Annotated in this window: 26 protein-coding genes; 3 read left to right on the top strand and 23 right to left on the bottom strand. The window is 46.1% G+C overall.

Annotated elements, in window-relative coordinates:
* The first annotated feature begins 61 nt into the window (after nucleotides 1–61).
* A complete protein-coding gene (locus tag KNQ12_RS08855) occupies nucleotides 62–442 on the top strand; it encodes a rhodanese-like domain-containing protein (protein WP_023467569.1) in 381 nt (126 codons plus the stop codon).
* Nucleotides 443–508: 66 nt separating this feature from the next.
* Here KNQ12_RS08855 and gcvPB read toward each other — a convergent pair whose 3' ends face one another.
* The 13 genes from gcvPB to KNQ12_RS08790 form a co-directional block, all read right to left on the bottom strand.
* Nucleotides 509–1978, bottom strand: coding sequence for an aminomethyl-transferring glycine dehydrogenase subunit GcvPB (gene gcvPB, locus KNQ12_RS08850; protein ID WP_133207976.1), 1470 nt, complete (start codon nucleotides 1976–1978; stop codon nucleotides 509–511).
* Nucleotides 1971–3317 carry an aminomethyl-transferring glycine dehydrogenase subunit GcvPA gene (gene gcvPA / locus KNQ12_RS08845; protein WP_055966865.1) on the bottom strand — a complete coding sequence of 449 codons (1347 nt, stop codon included), beginning with the start codon at nucleotides 3315–3317 and terminating at the stop codon, nucleotides 1971–1973. The genes gcvPB and gcvPA overlap by 8 nt, the downstream gene beginning before the upstream one ends.
* A 13-nt stretch (nucleotides 3318–3330) precedes the next feature.
* Nucleotides 3331–4413: a glycine cleavage system aminomethyltransferase GcvT gene (gene gcvT, locus KNQ12_RS08840; RefSeq protein WP_214747609.1), complete on the bottom strand. Its 1083-nt coding sequence runs from the start codon at nucleotides 4411–4413 to the stop codon at nucleotides 3331–3333.
* Nucleotides 4414–4597: 184 nt separating this feature from the next.
* The gene (locus tag KNQ12_RS08835; RefSeq protein ID WP_214747606.1) at nucleotides 4598–4912 is read right to left on the bottom strand and encodes a hypothetical protein; all 315 of its coding nucleotides are present in this window, start codon (nucleotides 4910–4912) and stop codon (nucleotides 4598–4600) included.
* On the bottom strand, nucleotides 4909–5394 hold the full coding sequence (locus tag KNQ12_RS08830; protein ID WP_214747604.1) for a shikimate kinase: 486 nt from the start codon (nucleotides 5392–5394) through the stop codon (nucleotides 4909–4911). Before KNQ12_RS08830 ends, KNQ12_RS08835 begins: the two co-directional genes overlap by 4 nt.
* Complete coding sequence (locus KNQ12_RS08825; RefSeq protein WP_231925701.1) at nucleotides 5387–5659, bottom strand: hypothetical protein; 273 nt, start codon at nucleotides 5657–5659, stop codon at nucleotides 5387–5389. Before KNQ12_RS08825 ends, KNQ12_RS08830 begins: the two co-directional genes overlap by 8 nt.
* Entirely contained in the window at nucleotides 5656–5949 is a 294-nt protein-coding gene (locus KNQ12_RS08820; RefSeq protein ID WP_214747601.1) for a hypothetical protein, read from the bottom strand. Before KNQ12_RS08820 ends, KNQ12_RS08825 begins: the two co-directional genes overlap by 4 nt.
* The gene (locus KNQ12_RS08815) at nucleotides 5942–6301 is read right to left on the bottom strand and encodes a type II secretion system protein (protein ID WP_214747598.1); all 360 of its coding nucleotides are present in this window, start codon (nucleotides 6299–6301) and stop codon (nucleotides 5942–5944) included. The genes KNQ12_RS08820 and KNQ12_RS08815 overlap by 8 nt, the downstream gene beginning before the upstream one ends.
* Before the next feature lie 5 nt (nucleotides 6302–6306).
* Nucleotides 6307–6768, bottom strand: a complete 462-nt coding sequence (locus KNQ12_RS08810) for a prepilin-type N-terminal cleavage/methylation domain-containing protein (RefSeq protein WP_035398319.1) — start codon at nucleotides 6766–6768, stop codon at nucleotides 6307–6309.
* Nucleotides 6737–7048 (bottom strand): competence type IV pilus major pilin ComGC, encoded by a 312-nt coding sequence (locus tag KNQ12_RS08805; protein WP_023467559.1) that lies wholly within the window; start codon nucleotides 7046–7048, stop codon nucleotides 6737–6739. The genes KNQ12_RS08810 and KNQ12_RS08805 overlap by 32 nt, the downstream gene beginning before the upstream one ends.
* A 17-nt stretch (nucleotides 7049–7065) precedes the next feature.
* Nucleotides 7066–8007 carry a type II secretion system F family protein gene (locus KNQ12_RS08800; protein ID WP_058265105.1) on the bottom strand — a complete coding sequence of 314 codons (942 nt, stop codon included), beginning with the start codon at nucleotides 8005–8007 and terminating at the stop codon, nucleotides 7066–7068.
* A 14-nt stretch (nucleotides 8008–8021) separates the two neighbouring features.
* Nucleotides 8022–8864, bottom strand: coding sequence for an ATPase, T2SS/T4P/T4SS family (locus tag KNQ12_RS08795; RefSeq protein WP_023467557.1), 843 nt, complete (start codon nucleotides 8862–8864; stop codon nucleotides 8022–8024).
* Nucleotides 8865–8926: 62 nt separating this feature from the next.
* A complete protein-coding gene (locus KNQ12_RS08790) occupies nucleotides 8927–9313 on the bottom strand; it encodes a Spx/MgsR family RNA polymerase-binding regulatory protein (protein WP_214747595.1) in 387 nt (128 codons plus the stop codon).
* A gap of 224 nt (nucleotides 9314–9537) precedes the next feature.
* Here KNQ12_RS08790 and KNQ12_RS08785 point away from each other — a divergent pair, with 224 nt between their 5' ends.
* Nucleotides 9538–9801 carry a DUF2626 family protein gene (locus KNQ12_RS08785; RefSeq protein WP_023467555.1) on the top strand — a complete coding sequence of 88 codons (264 nt, stop codon included), beginning with the start codon at nucleotides 9538–9540 and terminating at the stop codon, nucleotides 9799–9801.
* A gap of 42 nt (nucleotides 9802–9843) precedes the next feature.
* On the opposite strand, the gene KNQ12_RS08780 is transcribed toward KNQ12_RS08785, so the two are convergent.
* Nucleotides 9844–10461: an MBL fold metallo-hydrolase gene (locus tag KNQ12_RS08780; RefSeq protein ID WP_023467554.1), complete on the bottom strand. Its 618-nt coding sequence runs from the start codon at nucleotides 10459–10461 to the stop codon at nucleotides 9844–9846.
* A gap of 168 nt (nucleotides 10462–10629) precedes the next feature.
* Between KNQ12_RS08780 and KNQ12_RS08775 the strand changes: the two genes are divergently transcribed.
* Nucleotides 10630–10809 carry a DUF2759 domain-containing protein gene (locus KNQ12_RS08775; protein ID WP_023467553.1) on the top strand — a complete coding sequence of 60 codons (180 nt, stop codon included), beginning with the start codon at nucleotides 10630–10632 and terminating at the stop codon, nucleotides 10807–10809.
* A 549-nt stretch (nucleotides 10810–11358) separates the two neighbouring features.
* Here the strand turns inward: KNQ12_RS08775 and KNQ12_RS08770 are convergent.
* The 9 genes from KNQ12_RS08770 to rpmG all read right to left on the bottom strand — a co-directional run bounded on the left by KNQ12_RS08770 (nucleotide 11359) and on the right by rpmG (nucleotide 19335).
* Complete coding sequence (locus KNQ12_RS08770) at nucleotides 11359–13284, bottom strand: LTA synthase family protein (protein ID WP_023467552.1); 1926 nt, start codon at nucleotides 13282–13284, stop codon at nucleotides 11359–11361.
* A 216-nt stretch (nucleotides 13285–13500) separates the two neighbouring features.
* Nucleotides 13501–14451 carry an ROK family glucokinase gene (locus tag KNQ12_RS08765; RefSeq protein WP_023467551.1) on the bottom strand — a complete coding sequence of 317 codons (951 nt, stop codon included), beginning with the start codon at nucleotides 14449–14451 and terminating at the stop codon, nucleotides 13501–13503.
* Between the two features lie 83 nt (nucleotides 14452–14534).
* A complete protein-coding gene (locus KNQ12_RS08760; protein ID WP_023467550.1) occupies nucleotides 14535–14738 on the bottom strand; it encodes a YqgQ family protein in 204 nt (67 codons plus the stop codon).
* Nucleotides 14722–15759: a M42 family metallopeptidase gene (locus tag KNQ12_RS08755; RefSeq protein WP_023467549.1), complete on the bottom strand. Its 1038-nt coding sequence runs from the start codon at nucleotides 15757–15759 to the stop codon at nucleotides 14722–14724. The genes KNQ12_RS08760 and KNQ12_RS08755 overlap by 17 nt, the downstream gene beginning before the upstream one ends.
* 161 nt (nucleotides 15760–15920) lie before the next feature.
* Nucleotides 15921–16430: a GNAT family N-acetyltransferase gene (locus tag KNQ12_RS08750; protein ID WP_023467548.1), complete on the bottom strand. Its 510-nt coding sequence runs from the start codon at nucleotides 16428–16430 to the stop codon at nucleotides 15921–15923.
* Between the two features lie 257 nt (nucleotides 16431–16687).
* Nucleotides 16688–17644, bottom strand: coding sequence for an L-lactate dehydrogenase (locus KNQ12_RS08745; protein ID WP_023467547.1), 957 nt, complete (start codon nucleotides 17642–17644; stop codon nucleotides 16688–16690).
* 165 nt (nucleotides 17645–17809) lie between these two features.
* Nucleotides 17810–18589 carry a DUF92 domain-containing protein gene (locus tag KNQ12_RS08740; RefSeq protein ID WP_055966883.1) on the bottom strand — a complete coding sequence of 260 codons (780 nt, stop codon included), beginning with the start codon at nucleotides 18587–18589 and terminating at the stop codon, nucleotides 17810–17812.
* Nucleotides 18583–19128, bottom strand: a complete 546-nt coding sequence (locus KNQ12_RS08735) for a 5-formyltetrahydrofolate cyclo-ligase (protein WP_214747592.1) — start codon at nucleotides 19126–19128, stop codon at nucleotides 18583–18585. The genes KNQ12_RS08740 and KNQ12_RS08735 overlap by 7 nt, the downstream gene beginning before the upstream one ends.
* Nucleotides 19129–19185: 57 nt before the next feature.
* Entirely contained in the window at nucleotides 19186–19335 is a 150-nt protein-coding gene (gene rpmG / locus KNQ12_RS08730; protein ID WP_012369771.1) for a 50S ribosomal protein L33, read from the bottom strand.
* Nucleotides 19336–19434: the final 99 nt, after the last annotated feature.

Below are 19434 nucleotides of genomic sequence, written 5' to 3'. Positions count from 1 at the left end.
ATCGATTTCGTTGACTATAATGAAACAGAGGTTAAACGAACGAAGGGGTTGGAAGTCGAATATGGAAACTGGAACTATCATTACGATCGTATTATGGGTCGCGCTGATCGCCTACATCGCTTGGCGTTTCATGCCGGTCAAAGGCATCACGAAATTGTCGCAAGAAGAATTCCGTGCGAACTACCGTAAAGCACAAATCGTCGATGTTCGCGAAACACAGGAATTCAAAGGTGGACACATCGTCGGTGCCCGTAACATCCCGGTCAGCCAAATGAAGATGCGCTCGAAGGAATTACGAAAAGACATGCCGATTTACTTGTATTGTCAAGGTAGCATGCGTTCTTCACAGGCTGCAAAAGTCTTGAAAAAAGCAGGCTATACGAATCTGTATCAGTTAAAAGGCGGATTCAAGCAGTGGTCAGGAAAAATCAAACGGAGCTAATGCTTCGTTCATCGCAAAAAGAGGATCTCTCCTTCGTCGGAGAGGTCCTCTTTTTTATGAAACAGCTTATGCGTGTACTTCTTGTTTTGGTTCGTAGCGTAAGACCGGTTTTCGAGCAGCAAGTGTCTCGTCCATCCGTTTGACGACCGTCGTGTGTGGTGCGTTCAAAACGACATCCGGTGTCTCTTCGACCTCTTTTGCAATCTGGAGCATCGCATCACAAAAGGCATCGAGTGTTTCTTTCGACTCTGTTTCCGTCGGTTCGATCATGATACACTCCTCGACGTTCAACGGGAAGTAGATCGTTGGTGGATGGTATCCAAAGTCAAGCAGACGTTTAGCGATATCAAGCGTCCGGACACCTAATGCTTTTTGACGTTTACCCGACAAGACGAATTCGTGCTTGCAATAGACGTCGTATGGCGCGTCATACGCACCTTTGAGACGAGCCAACATATAGTTCGCATTCAAGACCGCTTCTTTCGAGACGCGAGCGAGACCTGCCCCACCCATCGTCCGAATATAGCTATAGGCACGAACGTTGATGCCGAAGTTACCGTAGAATGGTTTGACACGACCGATTGCTTCCGGGCGATCGTAGTCGAGGACATAACGATCTTCTTCTTTGCGGACGATTGGTTTCGGTAAATACGGAATCAAATCTTGTTTGACCCCTACTGGACCCGATCCTGGTCCGCCGCCACCGTGCGGTCCTGTGAACGTCTTATGCAAGTTCAAGTGGACGACATCAAAGCCCATGTCCCCTGGACGAGCAATGCCCATGATCGCATTCGAGTTCGCACCATCGTAGTACAGTTTTCCACCCGCCTCGTGAACCGCTTTTGCGATTTCGACGATATCCGACTCGAATAAACCGAGCGTGTTTGGATTCGTCAACATGAGTGCCGCTGTATCGTCACCGACTTTTTTCTTTAAGTCTGCTAAATCAACGAGACCACGTTCATCCGATAAGACCGTCACGGTATCAAATCCAGCGACTGATGCCGATGCGGGATTCGTTCCGTGTGCCGAGTCCGGTACGAGGACTTTCGTCCGTTTAAAGTCACCACGTGCATGATGGTAGGCCTTAATCAACATCAAGCCTGTCCATTCACCGTGTGCTCCCGCCGCCGGCTGGAGCGTCACTTCATCCATTCCTGTGATGACTGCGAGTTTTTCTTGCAGATCATACATTAAACCGAGTGCCCCTTGGACACTTTCGACTGGTTGAAGCGGGTGAATGTGTGCAAACCCAGGGAGGCGTGCCATATCTTCATTGATTTTCGGGTTGTATTTCATCGTACATGATCCGAGTGGATAGAATCCAGAATCCACACCATGGTTACGGTTCGAGAGTGCCGTGTAGTGACGGACGAGATCCAGTTCAGATACTTCCGGTAGCGCCACGTCTTCCTTCCGTAACATCGAGGTCGGTAACAATTCTTCTACTGCCACCTCATCGACAGTCGGTAACGGTAAGCTATAGGCGATACGACCCGGTTTAGAAATTTCAAAGATCAATGTTTGCTCATTCATGTGTGAGTCCCCCTAACGCTGTCACGAATTGATCCAACTCTTCATTCGTCCGTAATTCCGTTGCACAAACAAGCATTTCATTTTGACGTGCCGCGTCATACGATCCTAACGGCAAACCGCTGATGATCCCGTGATCGAGCAATTGTTGACTCGCACGTGTCGCGTCGATTGGTAGCGTAACGACGAATTCATTGAAGCTCGGTCCATCGTCAACGATCGTAAAGCCAGCCTGTTTCAGCTTTTGTTTTAAGGCATGTGCCGTTTGCAAGTTGCGTGTCGCGAGTTCCCGGATACCCCGTTTTCCGAGTGCACTCATCGCAATCGAAGCAGCGAGTGCATTCAACGCTTGGTTCGAACAGATGTTAGATGTCGCCTTGTCACGGCGAATGTGTTGCTCACGTGCTTGTAACGTCAGAACGAAACCGCGTTTCCCATTCTCATCGACGGTCTGCCCAACGAGACGTCCTGGAATCTTACGCATCAACGCTTTTGTCGTCGTGAAATAACCACACGTCGGTCCACCAAAACTTTGTGGAATTCCGAACGGTTGGCAGTCTCCGATCGTAATGTCAGCGCCAAGTTTACCTGGTGCTTCTAAGATACCGAGTGCCAGTGGATTCGCAGAGACGATGAACAGCGCACCACGTGCATGTGTCGCATCGGCCAATGCTTGTAGTTCTTCGACACGACCGTAGAAGTTCGGATACTGCACGATGACACAGGCGACGTCTTCGATGGCATCGAGTTGATCGATCCGTGTGACACCTTGTTCAAGCGATAATGTCTCGACGTTTAGTCCAGGACCGTTCGCATACGTCCGAACGACATCGTGTGCTTCCGGGTGAACGCCGTCTGAAAGAACGATCGTCTTTTTCTTCGTATGGGCACACGCAAGCATGGCCGCTTCCGCTAACGCCGTGATCCCGTCATACATCGAAGAATTCGCGACATCCATCCCTGTCAATTCACAAATCATCGATTGGAATTCAAAAATCGCTTGTAGCTCACCTTGCGAAATCTCTGGCTGATATGGTGTATAGGCAGTGTAAAACTCTGAGCGCAGTAACATATGGTTGACGACAGCAGGTGCATAGTGATCATAGATGCCTGCGCCAAGGAACGATGGATATTGTTTCGTATTCATGTTTTGGTCGGCAAGCTTCGATAGCGTCCGAATCAAGTCCGTTTCCGGAAGTGGCACGCCGACTTCTTCCAATGTACCGTTATCACGGACGGATGCCGGGATATCAGCGAGTAAATCTTCGATCGATGCTGCACCGATCGTCTGTAACATCGCCTGCTCATCTTCTGCTGTCATTGGTAAATAACGAAAATCCATAGAAATATCCCCCTTATTTCGTGCGACGATAAAACGGTGTCGCTGTTCGTTTCGCTGCTAAACGTTTTCCGCGTACTTCCACTTCAAATTGTTCTTGTTCCACTACTTCTGCAGGAACGAGTGCCCAAGCAATCGCTTTTCCGACTGTCGGCGGCAACGTACCTGTCGTCACCACACCAACGACTTCCCCGTCATGCCAAACCGGTGCATCTTGACGCGCAATCCCTTTATCGAGTAATTCAAGACCGATCAAGCGCCGCGGTGCTCCTTGTTCTTTCTGTTGCAACAAGACTTCCGAACCAACGAACGGTTTGACTTGTGGTTTGACCGCAAAGCCCATTCCCGCTTCGATTGGTGAAATCGTTGCTGATAATTCATGTCCATAAAGAGGAAGACATGCCTCAAACCGTAATGTGTCACGTGCCCCGAGCCCGCATGGTACGACACCTTGCTCAAGTAGTGCTTGCCAGACAGCAGGTGCGTCACCAGCTGCCATGTAGAGTTCGAACCCATCTTCCCCTGTGTACCCACTGCGTGAGACGATCATTTCCACTCCTGCAACCGTCCCCTGTTGGAACTTGAAAAATCCGATCTCTGATAAGACAAGTGGTGTCATGCCGGAAAGGATGGCTTCCGCACGTGGTCCTTGGACCGCAATTTGACCATATTGTTCCGATTGATTCTCAAGCGTGACGTCCCCTGTTAGATAGTGACGTAAATGTTGTTCGTCTTTTTCAATGTTCGAAGCATTGACGACGAGAAGATAGTCCGTTTCTGCCAAACGATAGACGAGTAAATCATCCACTGTCCCACCGTCTTCTTGGCATAAGACGTTATATTGCGCTTGCCCCACCGCAATCTTTGAAATATCGTTCGATAATGTAGCTTGTAAAAACGTCAGAGCATCCGGTCCGCTGACGAACAGTTCTCCCATGTGCGAGACATCGAACATGCCGACGTTCTCCCTTACTGCAACGTGTTCTTCTTTAATCGAGGAAAACAAAACTGGCATTTCAAATCCCGCAAAATCCACCATCTTACCGGTTTGCGAAACCGTTTCGAATAACGGTGTTCTTTTCAATGTCGTTTGACTCATACAAATCCCCCTATTTACGAACGTTTTTACTCTCTCTTCTCTTTAATGTTCCATTTTCAAATCCATCTTACCAATTAAAATCATAATTATCTAGTATTATTCGGAAAAAGGAACATACGAAAAAGAGAGAAAGGACCCTGTCCCTTCTCTCCTATTGTTTCATATTCTTCCCATGAAAGCCATTTCAAAATTGTTTGATTCCGGCAGTTCGTTTGATTTCTTCCTGGAGTCGACGACCTTCCGTCACCAATTGGCTCGCTCCTTGCTTCACACGATTTCCTTCTTCAGTGATTCGATTGATATTCCCTTTGATTTGATCGATTCGCTGCGTCGTATGATCAATGTTCGTCTGCAAGGTTTGCTGACGAATCGTAAAGCGGTCCATCAGTTGTTTTAACTGCCGAATATCCTGAGACAGCTTCTTTTTGTAAAGACTGAATCCGAACAACACGAGTCCTATGATAGCCAATAAAATAATACCTAACGTAATCCAAATCATGACTTCTCCTCCAATACAGTTTCAATCGCACGCGTTAATTCTTCGATTGATGCCGTTCCTTCGAGTCGGACAGTAGCTACTCCAGCATATAAGGAATAGCGACGTTCAAACAATCGTCTCACTTGTTCCCGTTCTGTCACGAGTGGACGATTCGGATCAGCGGCGATCCGTTCCCAAATCAAATCAAAGGGTGTATCGATCCAGACGACTGTTCCGGACTCCTGCATGTACAGTCGGTTCTCTTCTCGTTCGACGATCCCGCCACCTGTGACAACCACTTCGGCTTTGCTACTCTTCAACAATTCGCTTTCATGTGTACGAAACCCTACTTCGCCATGCTCAGCGAAAAAAGCGGTAATCGTTTGTCCATGTTCCTGTTCGAACCGTTCATCCAGTTCGTCGACCTCGTATTGTGAACCCAATCGATGTCCGACGGCTGTTTTACCAGTTCCCATAAACCCAATCAAATAAACCTTACTCATGTGTGACGACCGCCTCGATTCTTTGACCATTCTCTAATCTCGCTTCCATTTTAAAGCCTTTATCGGTCGCTGTACAGCTGACTTGTCCGATTGGGTAGCGGAGGGTCTCGTCCTTCGTACAATCTGCTTTCGCCGCTCGGATGAGAGATTCAAGTTGGAGCGCTTCTTGCTCTAACTGATGATGCCTCATCTCTTCGTCAATCTGCTGGCAAGAAATCAAGAGCACGACTCCCATTCCTAGAAGTAACAGTAACGTTTGAATCAAGATGAATCCTTCCTGACGCATCGGAAGGAACGTCTGCTGTCGTTCAACTGAATCGAGAGAATCTCGGCATCGCCTGACACGGTATATTGTTTGACGTCGCGGGCGTATGTCAGTTCACCTCCCTGTTCTTTCTTGAGACGTAGTTGATCTTGCACACGGACGAGACGCCACTTTTCAGCCGTCTCTCCCGGATTGACGTCCATTCCACGAATCTCGTCTCCGACGCGCTCACACATCGTACTGCGCCACATCAGTCGTTCCACGGTATGAAAGAACAATTCTTCATTCATTCGGTTGACTTCCGGCGGACGAACGAGTGGGGTCAATGTCAAGATTGCCAGCAGAAGAAATGGGCTCAGCCATAGGACGAATGACAGTTCGAGAAGGGTCATTCCGGATTCCGCTCGCAAGACACATCGTTTCATTGCACCACGCTCCTTGTTTCAGGACATAGGACGCTGTTCGGTTTTCAACTTGATCCGTCGCCATCTGCTCAAGCTGTTCCGTCTCTTGTTCCCATTTCATTTGTTTCGTCCGTAACTCGAGATAAGGATCGATCGCTAACGTCATGAAGATACCGATCGCAACGATAGAGAGCATCACTTCAAGCAAAGAGAAGCCCGCTTGGCGTTCGTTCTGCATACTTCTCACCTCACTTTACGGATTGCCATTTGATAGTTCCCAAGTAAGAATTTGATTTCATATTCAGCTGTTGCCGAACGGCAAGACCAGGTCGCTGCATAGATCGAGTGATAGCTTTTAAAATAGATGATGCGATTCGAGGGCGGAACGGTACACGTATGACCATTTTGAAATGTTCGTTGCCATAACAACCGGTCATCCGCAAGGACAAGATATCCCGTACCATCCCCTCGAAATCGAAACTGCATCAATGCTTGATCTTGCTTTGAGTACTGCATCAGTCGAAGTGTCTGAATATCTTGTTCCATCAGACGAACCTCTTGTTCAAGCGGAATCCAGTCCGGTCGTTTTTCAAACAGTGCCGGCAACAAAAAAACAAGTAAACAAGCAATGATTGTCAGCACCGCCGTCATCTCAAACAAGGTAAATCCTTGTTCACTTCGTAAGTTCGCCAGTCTTCGGATCATACGTATACGTCTCCTGATCACAGACGAGGGCATTCGGTTTATCAGCTGTACCGCGATTGATTGTCTGGAGCGATTCCGGGTACTTTTTCTCTTTCGCGTAATACAAATTAACCTCTGACCGAATGACTCGAATGTTCGCCTCACAACTGACACCTTTCGCCTGGTCCTTTCCACTTGTCATCGTTGGAATCAAAACGAGCAGTAATAACGAAATGATCAATAAGACGGCTGCCATCTCAAGTAAGGTGAATCCATCCTGTCGCTTTAAGAATTGTTTCATCGTATCGTCTCCTCTGTTTAGAATGGAAGCTGCTGTATCGCTAGCTGTATCGGATAATACAAGATGAGAAACAACGTTCCCGTCATGATCGTCAATCCACCGTACAAAATCGGCTCGATCCATAACAACTTTTTCTCTAGTTCCTCTTCCATCGACTCATGCAAAAGTGTCGCTTGTTCAAGCAATAACGGTCCAAGATCGCCACTTTCCCGCGCCAAATGGACGATTCCAATCGTCTCGGCTTCGATGATCTCATCTTCGCCAAGCGCTTCTGCAAGTGGTTCCCCTGCCTGTTGTTTAGCATGTAGACGAGCATAGAGATGCCCTTTTTTATTCGCTTGTCCTTGCTCTAGATGGCGAAAGGTCTCTTCGAGCGAGAAGCCAGCATCGATGAACGATCCTACTTCGATCGTGAATAAATAGCTGTAGTAGAGGCGAATCAAACGCTGTAGCGGTTTCAGTCGTAAAATACGGTTTAACGGAAAGAAGCGAAAAAAGAGGTACCCGGAGGTCAACAAAATAACGGGAATACTTGCGAGCAGATATTTCGCAGAGGGGTGAAGAAGGAGATGCAGAAATGAGGGGAGAGTCTTCGGGTCCGACATCTCGAGGAGAGACGGAAATACGTAGAGGGCGTAAAAGAAGAACAGAAGGAATAGACTGGTCGCTAGAACAAGCGGATACCGAATCATCTTCCAAAACTTCGATCGCATTTCTGTTTCGAGGTCGAGCAGTTTCACGATTTGGCGAAGAACGAGCAATGGTCGCTCTGTCCTTTCTCCAACGAAAAGAAGTCGTTTTAAGGTATTCGTTAACGCAAGCGGTTCAAGCGATGCTGCAAAGGAGTCTCCTTTCTCAAGACGTTGTTCCATTTCTCCGACTACTTCCGCGAACGGCTGACGCTCGAATCGTTTTAAAATGAGTAACGTCTCTTTCGCGGAAATGCCTTTTGATAACAAACGGTGATATCGTTTTAAGAACCGACTTTGATCGCGGCTTGTAAGTTTCTGACGGTACAGCGGACATCCTCTCCTTTTCGCTCGAGATGAATGATGCGTTGACAGACAGCTAGTTCTGACTCTTCGATCCCTAAACTACGCAATCGCAATCGCGCCTCATCAATACTTCCAGCGTGTAACGTAAATAACACGACGTGACCACTAAGTGCGGCATTCATCGTCAAACGTGCTGCCTCTCTCGTCCGCACCTCACCAAAAGCAATCCAATCCGGATCCGCTCGCAATATTTCCTCAAAACATCGCGTAGCAGTGAAGCCTGCCTTTTCATTTAGTTCCAGTTGTAAGACGTTTGGTACCGTACATTCCACCGGATCTTCAATCGAGATGATTCGCTTTTCTTCCATTGCACTCATCAAGGAATATAACATCGTCGTCTTTCCTGCACCTGTCGATCCAGAAATGACGATACACCCGTGTCGTTGTTCAGCTAACCAAGCGAAGTCCAATTGATTGTGTAACGTTCGTAAAGCTGTTTCTTGAGAGACCGTTGATCGATAAAATCGCCACGACATCGCATCCCCTTGTCGACTCGGTAACAACGAGACACGCATGCCCTTTTTCCCGTGCGGATACAAACCACTTTGCGGAATCCGCTCATTCTGTTCCTTTAAGTTCGCCTCATAGCGGACATGACTGACAAGTGTCCGGTAACGTGTCAGTTCCACCTCTTCTTGTTCACACAAACCATCACCCGTTCGACAAACTATTCGGACGCAAGCTTCATTCGGTACGAAATGAACATCTGTTGCACCAAGTGATTCGAATCGTTCCATGAGTTGTGTCGTCCATTCCTTCATTTCTCTTCACCTCCCTACCGCAAACAATACACAAAAAAAAGAAGCCGACCAAACCGGCTTCTTTACGATACGTGTGCGATTGTCCGATGTTTACGCTTCGCCAATGTCTCAAGACCTGGTTTATCGTATCCGATAACAAGTTGTTTTCCATCAGTGATGATTGGGCGGCGTAATAATTTCGGATTGTCACTCATGAGGCGTAATAACTCACTGAGTTTCATGTCTTCAATATCAATGCCGAGATCCTTGAAGGCTTGACTGCGTGTTGCGAGCAAACTTTCAATCCCATCCGTCGATAATTTCAACAGTTCCATGAGTTCATCAACTGTTGGAGCATTTCTGAACAGATGACGTTCCTCTACATCAACATGGTCCTCTTTTAACCATGATTTCGTTTTACGACATGATGTACAGCTTGGGTATGTGAAAAAGACTAACTCATTCGTCATTTTTGCTCCTCCTCTCAAAGTGTGGGGTTTCATTACAGTTACTATAGCACGTCAATTTGACTTTGTACACCTTTTGTACAACTATTGTACAACTTTTTTTGAAACTTCATCTTTTGTTCACAGTTATTCCTTAACAATCACTAGAACAGGATGGACGGATGATTGTTTGCTTGGTAAAATAAGTACGTATATTGACTATCTGTCGGATTTAGGGGGTTATAGGAATGGGGAGAATGTACCGCGTACTCGGTTTCTGGACTGGTATCATCGCAGTCATGGCATTTATCGGCGCATTGGGTGGCGATGCAAGCTCAAGTGAGCATACGGATTCATTTTTAGTCATGGGCTTCGTCTTCTTAGCACAAACTGTCTTTTTTGCAGCGCTCGGTTACTTGCGCTTAACTGAAAAAACGTATGTCTATATCTTTGGAGCTTACTTAACTGTATTTTTCATCGTCTTTACGTACTGGTCGAACTTCCAGATGTAATGAAAAAAACTCGTCATCCTTTTGGATGGCGAGTTTTTTTAGTCAGAGGAATGGATTCGATTTCATTTCTTGACGAATCGTCGTACTCGGACCATGCCCTGGATAAACCGTCGTATCTGCCGGTAGTTCCGCGATGAGTCGATCCAGTGAACGCATCAATACGTCTTGATCCCCACCGTGTAGATCCGTTCGTCCGACGCCTTGCTGGAACAGGAGATCTCCACCGAACGCGATCCGTTCTCCTTTAAAGTAGAACGTCACACTTCCTGGTGAGTGTCCTGGCGTCTCAAGTACATGCATCGAAAAGCTACCGATCGTCAATCGTCCTGGTTGCAACAAATGATCCGCTGGTTTCATCCGCATCGGTGGCATTCCGAATTTTGCTGAACCATTCCATTCTGGATTACCGAGCCATCCTGCTTCTTCCGGATGCACGTAGACAGGGGCTTCCGTGAAGCGTCGTAACATATCCACACCACCAATGTGGTCAAAATGCGCATGCGTCAACAAAATCGCTTTTAATGTTGCTCCCCGACTTTCAATCTCATCGAAAAACCGCATATCTTCTGTACCCGGATCAATGACGAGACATTCCTTATCTTTAAATAACAAATAACCATTCTCAGATGCCATACCGGAAGTGATCATTACGATTTCCATTCTATAAAACCCCTTTACAATAGACTCTTCTCCTACTATACACGAAATTGTCGAAAGTTCCTGCAACGCCCTCTCGACTTTATCCCGCGAGTCGGATAAACTAAAAAGTGAGATTTAAGTGAAATCTTCGTGAAATTCATAACGTGATTGTTTAAGGGGGAGTACGTCATGCATTTGGATCAACCAATCGGTTGGCTTTTCTTCTTCGTCGCACTCGTCGGCGTTTGGGCCGTCGTTCGTTCACTTAAGAAACGCCAAATGTTTCCACTCGTATTCGCAGGTCTGACTGTCGTCTTATTCGGCTGGTTCGGGATTGCGACATTGATTTACGGCGGTATTCCATCGTAATCAAGATACGCTAAAAAGAGGCTGACTCAAAAGTCAGTATCTACAAAGATAAGGGAGGCAGATTGATGATCTGCCTCCCTTATCTCGTAATAAAAAGAATGACGCGTCATTCTTTTTTTTGAGTCAGCCCCTTGAGACTAAAGACAAAGTGCAATTTTTCTCTAACGAGAAGGATTGCACTTTTTTGTTCGTTTCGAATCGTTTTCCTGAGACAAGCATCGCGCCGCTTCAATTCGCTGCAGGGTCGCTCTTGCTTGTTATTCCCTAGGAAGCGATGTCGAGTGAACAAAACGCTTCCCTGATCCTTCTTCCGAGTATCAAAAGAATGACGCGTTACACGCCACTCTTACAGGAAAAAGCGCAATTTTGCGCTGTCAGAGACAAACGGGCGTGTGTCTCGCCTAAGGAAAGGGCGTGAAAAGATGCGTCATTTTTTGGTGTCAGCCCTTTTGTCTAAAATCTGAAGAGAGATACCTCGCGCATCTCTCTTTTTATTTGCCTTTCTACAAAAAAACGAATCCACTCGAAAGTAGATTCGTTTTCTTCATCTTATTTTGAAGTTTGAAGGAAACGGAGCAAGTCACCATAGATGACTTTATCCGAAAGTCCTAACTCCTTCTCGGATTGTTTCGTAGATTGTTTACACATCTCTGCTAACTCTCCATCTTTTACCTCTTCACCTGTCTGACGATCATAACATGTTTCCTGCGTATAAACCGTTTTGTCTGTTATGACGGAACCATCGCGGAACAGCGCATAATCCTTGTGCTGTTTCGAGAAGAGATCAGTACCGAACAATACTTCATTCTTGAAGTCTTGTCCTAACAGATGAAGCAATGTCGGTTTAATGTCGATTTGGCTCGCGACGTCTTCATGTTTGACACCTTTCGTTTGACCCGGTAAATGGATCACGAATGGTACACGTTGCAATTGCGCGACATCATACGGCGTCAACTCATCTTTGTTCATGAGTTCTGCCATCGCAGCATTGTGGTTCGTCGAGATACCATAGTGGTCACCATAGACCATGAAGATCGTATCATCCCACGTACCATCTTTTTTCAGACCCTCGATGAATTTACCGAGTGCCATATCTTGATACGCTAGTGCCTGAACGTAGTGGTTCAGCGTCGTAGAACTTGTCTCAAGCGGTGGTACAAGTTCATCTTCTGGTTTTGGCATCTCAAATGGATAGTGGTTCGTCAATGTGATGAACTTCGAATAGAACGGACGTGGTAAATCTTTCAACATCGGCAATGACTGTTCAAAGAATTTATCGTCAAGCAAGCCCCACTCCGTCAAATCTGCTGGATCACCTAGGTCATAATCCGTCTCTGAGAAGAAACGATCGACGCCAAAGCTATTGTAGACGATGTCTCGGTTCCAGAACGATTTGTTGTTTGCATGGAAAACAGCTGAATAATAGCCGTCTTCTTTCAGCATTTCAGGAGTTGCCCGGAATTCATTTTCTCCGTTCGTAAAGAATGCTGCACCGCGTCCAAGTGGATAGATCGAGTTTTCGAGAATGAACTCAGCATCTGCCGTTTTCCCTTGTCCTGTGTTGTGATAGAAGTTATCCCATGAATGCGATTCCTTGATCAACTTATTCAGGTTCGGTGTAATCTCTTGTCCGTTTGGTGCTTTTAATCCAACTGCAAAGGATTGTGCCGACTCAAAGGAAACGACGATGACGTTCTTTCCTTTGTACTTTCCGAACATAGCTGGGTTCGGTTCAGCATGTTTTGAATCAATGAAACTTTGAACTTCCGACAGTTCAGAACTGTCCGCGAGTGCTTTTTGCGCAGATGTCTTAGACTGAATGAGAGCATCATACATATGGAAGTTAAATGTTCCGATGTTTTTAACGAGCAATTCTCGGTCGAAGGCACGTGTGAGCAATTCTGGACGTTCTGTCTCAGCGAGCGTCAAGTTTCCAAGGAAAACGACAACTGCTGCAACGAATGCGAGAATCGCGCGTCCACGTGACGCAACATTTTTTGACATGTCCATTTTCCGTAAGAAGAACGGTAAGATGATCAAGTCACCGACGATCAATAAATCGGACCAATTCAAAAGTGACCCGAGCGATGCAGAAACAGTTTCCGCATTCGATGTTTGGAACAATACCGGCAACGTCAGATAGTCATTAAAGAAGCGGAAGAAAATGATGTCCGCATATAAAATGAGTGTCGCGACGAACAGTGTGCCGTAGATGAACCATTTTTGAACATTTCCTCGGAAGAAGAAGCTGAACCCGAACATGAAGAGCGCTGAACTAATTGGGTTAATTAGTAGAATGAATGCTTGCGCAGAGTTTGTTACGGGAACGTTGAAGAAAAGTGTATACGCTAAATACGTTTTTAACCAAATCAATAAGGTCGCAATCCAAAAGAGCTTGTGCTCTTTATAGGTGCTGCGAACGCCTTGACCCATCTTTAGGCGCATTCGCGACCAGATGTTTGCGTCTTGCTGCATAAAAACCTGCCTCCTAATTTACATGTGCTTTCTGATTTCAGTTCACACAACTTACCTCATAATTTACATATACCCATATCACGTGAAAATTTTACGCTTAGTTTTACAAAAATGCAACTGGAATCCGGAAGATACTTAACAATCACATAATTACTGTACGTTTGTAAACAAAAAAAAGATTCGCCGAAGCGAACCTTTTACTGAAATTGAATATTATCATTTTTTGAGAAACATCTGCTTCGCAAGCCATGCACAGCCGATGACTCCTGCATCGTTTCCAAGCTCGGCAATCTTGAACGTCGTTGATCCGAAAACCCGTGGTAAAGCGAAGCGTTCGAACTGTTGACGGAGTGGTGCAAGCAATGTCTCGCCCGCTTTTGACACACCACCACCGATAACGATGATTTCCGGGTTAATACTGTTCGCTAAGTTGGAGATGGCAAGACCGAGATGGAACGTCACTTCTTCTACGACTTCCGTTGCAATCCGGTCTCCTTTCTCATACGCTTCGAATACGTCTTTTGCTGTCACTGCCTTGATGTCGTTGAGTAACGTTTCTTTCCCTTTACGCTTCTCAAGACCAAGACGAGCGATCCCTGTTGCTGACGCGATCGTCTCAAGACATCCTTTGCGACCACATCCACATAGGACGCCACCTTCAGGCAACATCGTGATATGACCGATTTCTCCAGCCATTCCGACTGTACCATGCACGATTTGTCCGTTCGTGATCAGACCACCACCGACGCCCGTACCGAGTGTGACAGCAAGGAGTTCGGTTGCCCCACTACCGGCACCTTTCCACATCTCACCGATTGCCGCTGCGTTCGCATCATTTTCAAGCACAGCCGGTAAACCCGTCAAACGTTCGAATTCACCGATGAGTTCAAAGTTAGTCCAACCGATATTGACTGCTTTCTCAACGACACCTGTATTGAAATCAATGAATCCCGGCGCACCGATGCCCGCTCCGACGAAATCTTCTGGTCGTTTATTGCTCTCTTGACACTTCTCAAAGAAGGATTTTGCGATATCTCCAGGAATTTGTACGCCATCATTCAAAACGACCGTCTCGATTTCCCACTTTTCTACAATGATCCCTTGCAAATCCAAAATTGCCATTTTGACTGTCGTGCCGCCGATATCAATGCCGAGTAACCATTTCATTGCTTCGTCTCCCCTATACTCATATAATGTCTGCTTCCTCATTTTACCGGACATAACCCGTTTGCGCAAAGGGTTGCACAATCTTAAATGTTATCGGATTGTGAACGCTTTAATTCATGTCGTAAGATTAGTTTCGCTGAATCGTACTGACGTTGTTCCAAAACGCCTGCTTCTTGTAATTCATCGAGTTCAAGCATCATCATCGCGATATCGGACGCTCGGTCCCCAAGATAGATGAATGTTCCGTATGTCTTGAGTAACTGCTGTACGTCATACAGTGTCTTCATCAACCATCGGCTCCTTTACATAGGCATGCAACAAATCATATGTCGCTTGTAACGACGTCTCATGTGTACGTTCGTACGAATGACTCGATTCGATTCCCGGACCGAACAATCCGTGCCGGACGTCGTGTCCCGCACTTACTGCCGCTGAGGCATCCGAGCTATAGAATGGATAGATATCAACCTTATATGGAATACTGTTACGTTGTGCTAAACGCGTTAACTGGTGGCGTAAAGCCAAGTCATATGGACCCGAACCATCTTTCGCACAGATCGAGACCGTGAATTCATCGGAGTGTTGACCGTCTCCTAGTGCCCCCATGTCGACCGCGATGTATTCTGCGACTTCTTCCGTGAATCCAGCATTTCCACCGAATCCAACTTCTTCGTAATTTGAAATCAGAATCTGGACCGTGTGTGGCAGCTCGATTGTTTTCCATTCCTTGATCAATTCAAGCAACAAAGCAACGGATGCTTTATCGTCGAGATGGCGCGACTTCACGAATCCCGTTTCCGTGTAGAGGAATCGCGGATCAAATGTTACGATGTCTCCTACTTCAATCCCCGCAACGCGCGTCTCTTCTGCTGTCGTTGAACGGATATCGAGCCGTACTTCGATATTATCAGCGGAGCGTTCCGTCTTATTCGTCTCGCGCGACGTATGAACACTCGAATGGTGGAACACGATCGTACCTGAAATCGTTTGACCGTCCATCTTGTGAATGAGACAGTTCTCACCTTCAATTGCTGTCCAAGCATATCCCCCCAGTTGTGATAAACGAAGTCGTCCTGTTGGTAAAATCTCTTTCACCATCGCTCCTAGTGTGTCGACGTGTGCCGTCAGTAACCGTGTACGCGTTGAAGCACCAGGTAGTGTCGCTAAAATCGCTCCTTTCTCAAGTTTTCGATACGTGATTCCTTCTGATACCAATCGCTTTTCTACATATGTAATCGCTTCTTTTGTCGAACCTGTTGGACTCGGAATCGAGACAAGCTCTTCAATCGTACGTATGACTTCTTTCATGTTCATTCGCTCCCTTTCAATCGGACTACGATGTGACATCCGCTTTGTTCTCATGATAACAAATATTCATTCTTTGCCGATACTGATATCCTACGGATACCATGCAAAAAAGCTGTAGCACTTTTTTTGCTACAGCTTCTAATCTACATCCTCTGAAGAACTTAGACGTACTTCTTCATCCAAATATCATCACGATATGTGCCGTCTTCTAATTTTACGGAATCTGGATCTTCGGCATATACTTCAAAACCGAGCGACTCATAAAGATTTTGTGCGGCTTCGTTTCCTGATAAAACGGCAAGAATGACTTGCTCGACGTCCGGTAACTTTTTCGCTTCCTCGATTAAGGCTTCCATTAAAGCGCGACCAGTACCCCCGCGATATTCAGGTGATACGTATACTCCAGAAATCATCGCTTTATGCGATTCACGTGACAATTCATATGGTTTGACCTGACCAAACCCAAACAACGTATCACCGTCGAACATACCAAGCCAAACCTCATCGGAGTCGGGTTCTCCCTCAAGTCCTTCTTGTACTTCGCGGAGCGGGGTTTGCTGTTCATCATCAAACGAATGACCGAATGCATCTGGATGATTTTTTAATCCCTCAAGGCGTAGATTCCAGTATTGTTCTGCATCCTCTTTAGTAAGTTTTCGAAAAGTATACATGACTGTCGGTTCTCTCCTTTTTGGGTATCATGACGTACAAAAAATGACGTAAAAATGCTTCTATCTCTTACTTAACCCTTTTCTAGTAAAATAAAACCTAGATTTTTCTCTTTTTACTACTGGACGAATAGATGTGATTTTTTATGTATTCGTTCTTTACATCAAAAAAACTCAAGTGTGGACAATATAAAGCAAGTCCGACACTTGAGTTTTTTTACTACTTTATTTCGGTAATACCTTCAGCATGATGCGTACGCTTATCCTTGCAAGACGGGTTCAAGCGTCTGACGCAATACATCAGCAGAATGATGGAATTTCTTCAACTCTTCTTCCGTCAATGAGACTTCAATGATTTCACGCACACCTTGACGATTAATGATGGCGGGAACTCCAATGTGGATACCGGAAATGCCATACTGCCCATCGACATGCGCACCGACCGTTAATAGACAGTTCTCATTTCCGAGGATGGCACGAACGATCCGAACAAGCCCAAGCCCGATCGCATAGTAGGTTGCCCCTTTGCGCTCGATGATATGATAAGCAGCATCTCGGACGTTGATGTAAATTTGATCAAGATCTGCTTGAGAATAACGATCGTCTTCAGCAAGTAGTTCATCAATCGTTTTTCCATAAATACGGCTGTTACTCCAGGCAGCGAATTCCGTATCACCATGTTCTCCAAGAATATAGGCATGGGCATTTCGGGAGTCAATGTGAAAGTATTCTCCAAGCATTTGACGCAGACGTGCTGTATCAAGCACCGTTCCTGATCCAAATACGCGGGATTTCGGAAGACCGGAATATTTCCAGGCAAGATGCGCCATGATATCAACCGGATTAGAAGCCACGACGATGATCCCATCAAAACCAGAATCCATGATTTGACGAATCATTTCTTTCATGATCAACGCATTCTTTGCAACGAGATCGAGTCTTGTCTCACCTGGTTTTTGTGGAGCGCCTGCCGTGATGACGACGACTTCCGCTTCGCGGCAGTCCGCGTAGTCGCCAGCCCATATTCGCATCGGTGAAGAGCTAAATGGTGTTCCATGGTTTAAGTCCATTGCCTCGCCCTCTGCTTTGGCTTTGTTGACATCAATGATGACAAGTTCTTCACAAAGCCCAGCTGTTGACATCTGATAGGCAAAGCTTGAACCGACTGCACCAGCTCCAATGAGGGCTACCCGTGTCACTTTCGCATGTAATTCCATATCGTTATGTCCACCCTTTCATTCGTCCTAAGAGTTTGTTAACTATCTCACAAATAAATTGTAACATCTTTCACATTATTTGTATCATGTGAAATTAATCACATTTGTCCATTTTGTGTCATTGATATCCTAACATAAGGAATTACATACTCATATACTTTCCAGTTACCAGAATCGAACGATGATAAACCCGATTCCACTTGCCAAACCACTCGTTAAGACATTGACAGCATCATTCCCTAAAAATCGAATACCTGAAACATAAGCTGTCGGTTGCCCATGGTGCTTTCGCTTTTCTGTGTATTCCCCACAAACTGTACATCGGTAAACGCGTTGCCCTACTGCTCCAAATAGTGTATCCAGCAGGCTCCCGAGTACACCGATACTTGTTACGAGTAAGACGTCTCTTAAAGAAAGAGAAAATATCCAATGCGCTGCTATCGCGATGAACGCAGCTCCTGCGATCGTACCGACCGTTCCAATCAGCGACATCGCTCCACTTGTTCCTGCTGGTACCCGTCGTAACGTTTTGAGCGACCATGGATCACGTCTTGAGAGCGGTCCGATTTCGGATGCCCACGTATCAGCATTCGATGCTGCGATGACGAATAGAAATAACAAGAGATACGCAAAATCCATCGTCATGGCATACGCTAAGGCAGCAACGAACGCTAGCCCTCCATTCGCAAGGACCTGCCATCCGTCACGCGCGCCGTCTTTCTCAACGATGGAGTCGACCGATTGTTTTCTAGATCGTCCGACCTTCGATAACAGACTCGAGCTACCAAAGAAGAGTAAAAGTACTACTAATCCTTGCCAACCGAATCCGAATGAGACACCACTACCGACGAGCAGGGTCATGATAGCACCACTTGTCGTCAATAAACGAAAAGATCGTCCGGTCCAAGCAAGCAATAGACAAAACAAAATGGTCGCGCTTAGCATCGGATGACCTCTAATTCAGTGACGATCAAGTCAACGGGGATATCAAAGGCTTCCACTTCGAAATCTGGAAGAAGTTGTTCAGAAAAGGCAATCGATACTTTACATCCTGTATATGGCACGAGTGCACGATCGTAATAGCCTCCTCCCCATCCTAAACGATAGCCGTCCCGACGATAGGCGCGACCTGGAACAAGGCAAAGCTCTGCTTGATCAAGTGAGGCGCGACGTGCTGAAGCGATCGGTTCAGCAATCCCCATCTGATTTGCTTGCAGTTGATCTTCTGGTCCATGTTCATAAAAGATCATCTCTTCTCCGACTACTTTTGGTATCAAGACCGTCTTGCCCTCTTGCCACGCTTGTTCAATCAGCATTCTTGTATCACATTCATTTCGAAAAGCTAATGTGATCGCGACACAAGTCGCTTGTTGCCATTCAGGTAATAATAATACATGTTCGTGAATCAACCGTTCCTTCTCCGCACGGTTCTCCATCATATCGAGTCGTTCTTTGATCAGACGGCGTACTTCTTGTTTATTCATGAATGTCTTCCTTTCCACAAAAAAAGCCATCACACGAAGTGACGGCTTCCATCTCAATTATTTCACTTCACGGTGAAGTGTGTGCTTACGGAGACGTGGGTTGTATTTCTTCAACTCAAGACGCTCTGGGTTGTTACGCTTGTTCTTTTTAGTGATATAAGTACGGTCACCAGTTTCAGTGCAAGCTAATGTGATTTTAACGCGCATGGGATTCCCTCCTATCTAGCTCTCGATGTATCAAGTGATTTTGCTTTACATAAGGTTAAGCATACTCAAGTATCGTACCAAGAAAGGAAAGGAATTGCA

Source organism: Exiguobacterium sp. s11, assembly GCF_018619015.1.
Taxonomy (GTDB): domain Bacteria; phylum Bacillota; class Bacilli; order Exiguobacteriales; family Exiguobacteriaceae; genus Exiguobacterium_A; species Exiguobacterium_A indicum.
The sequence above is the reverse complement of the archived record's forward strand: the minus strand, read 5'-3'. Positions and strand labels throughout refer to the sequence as shown.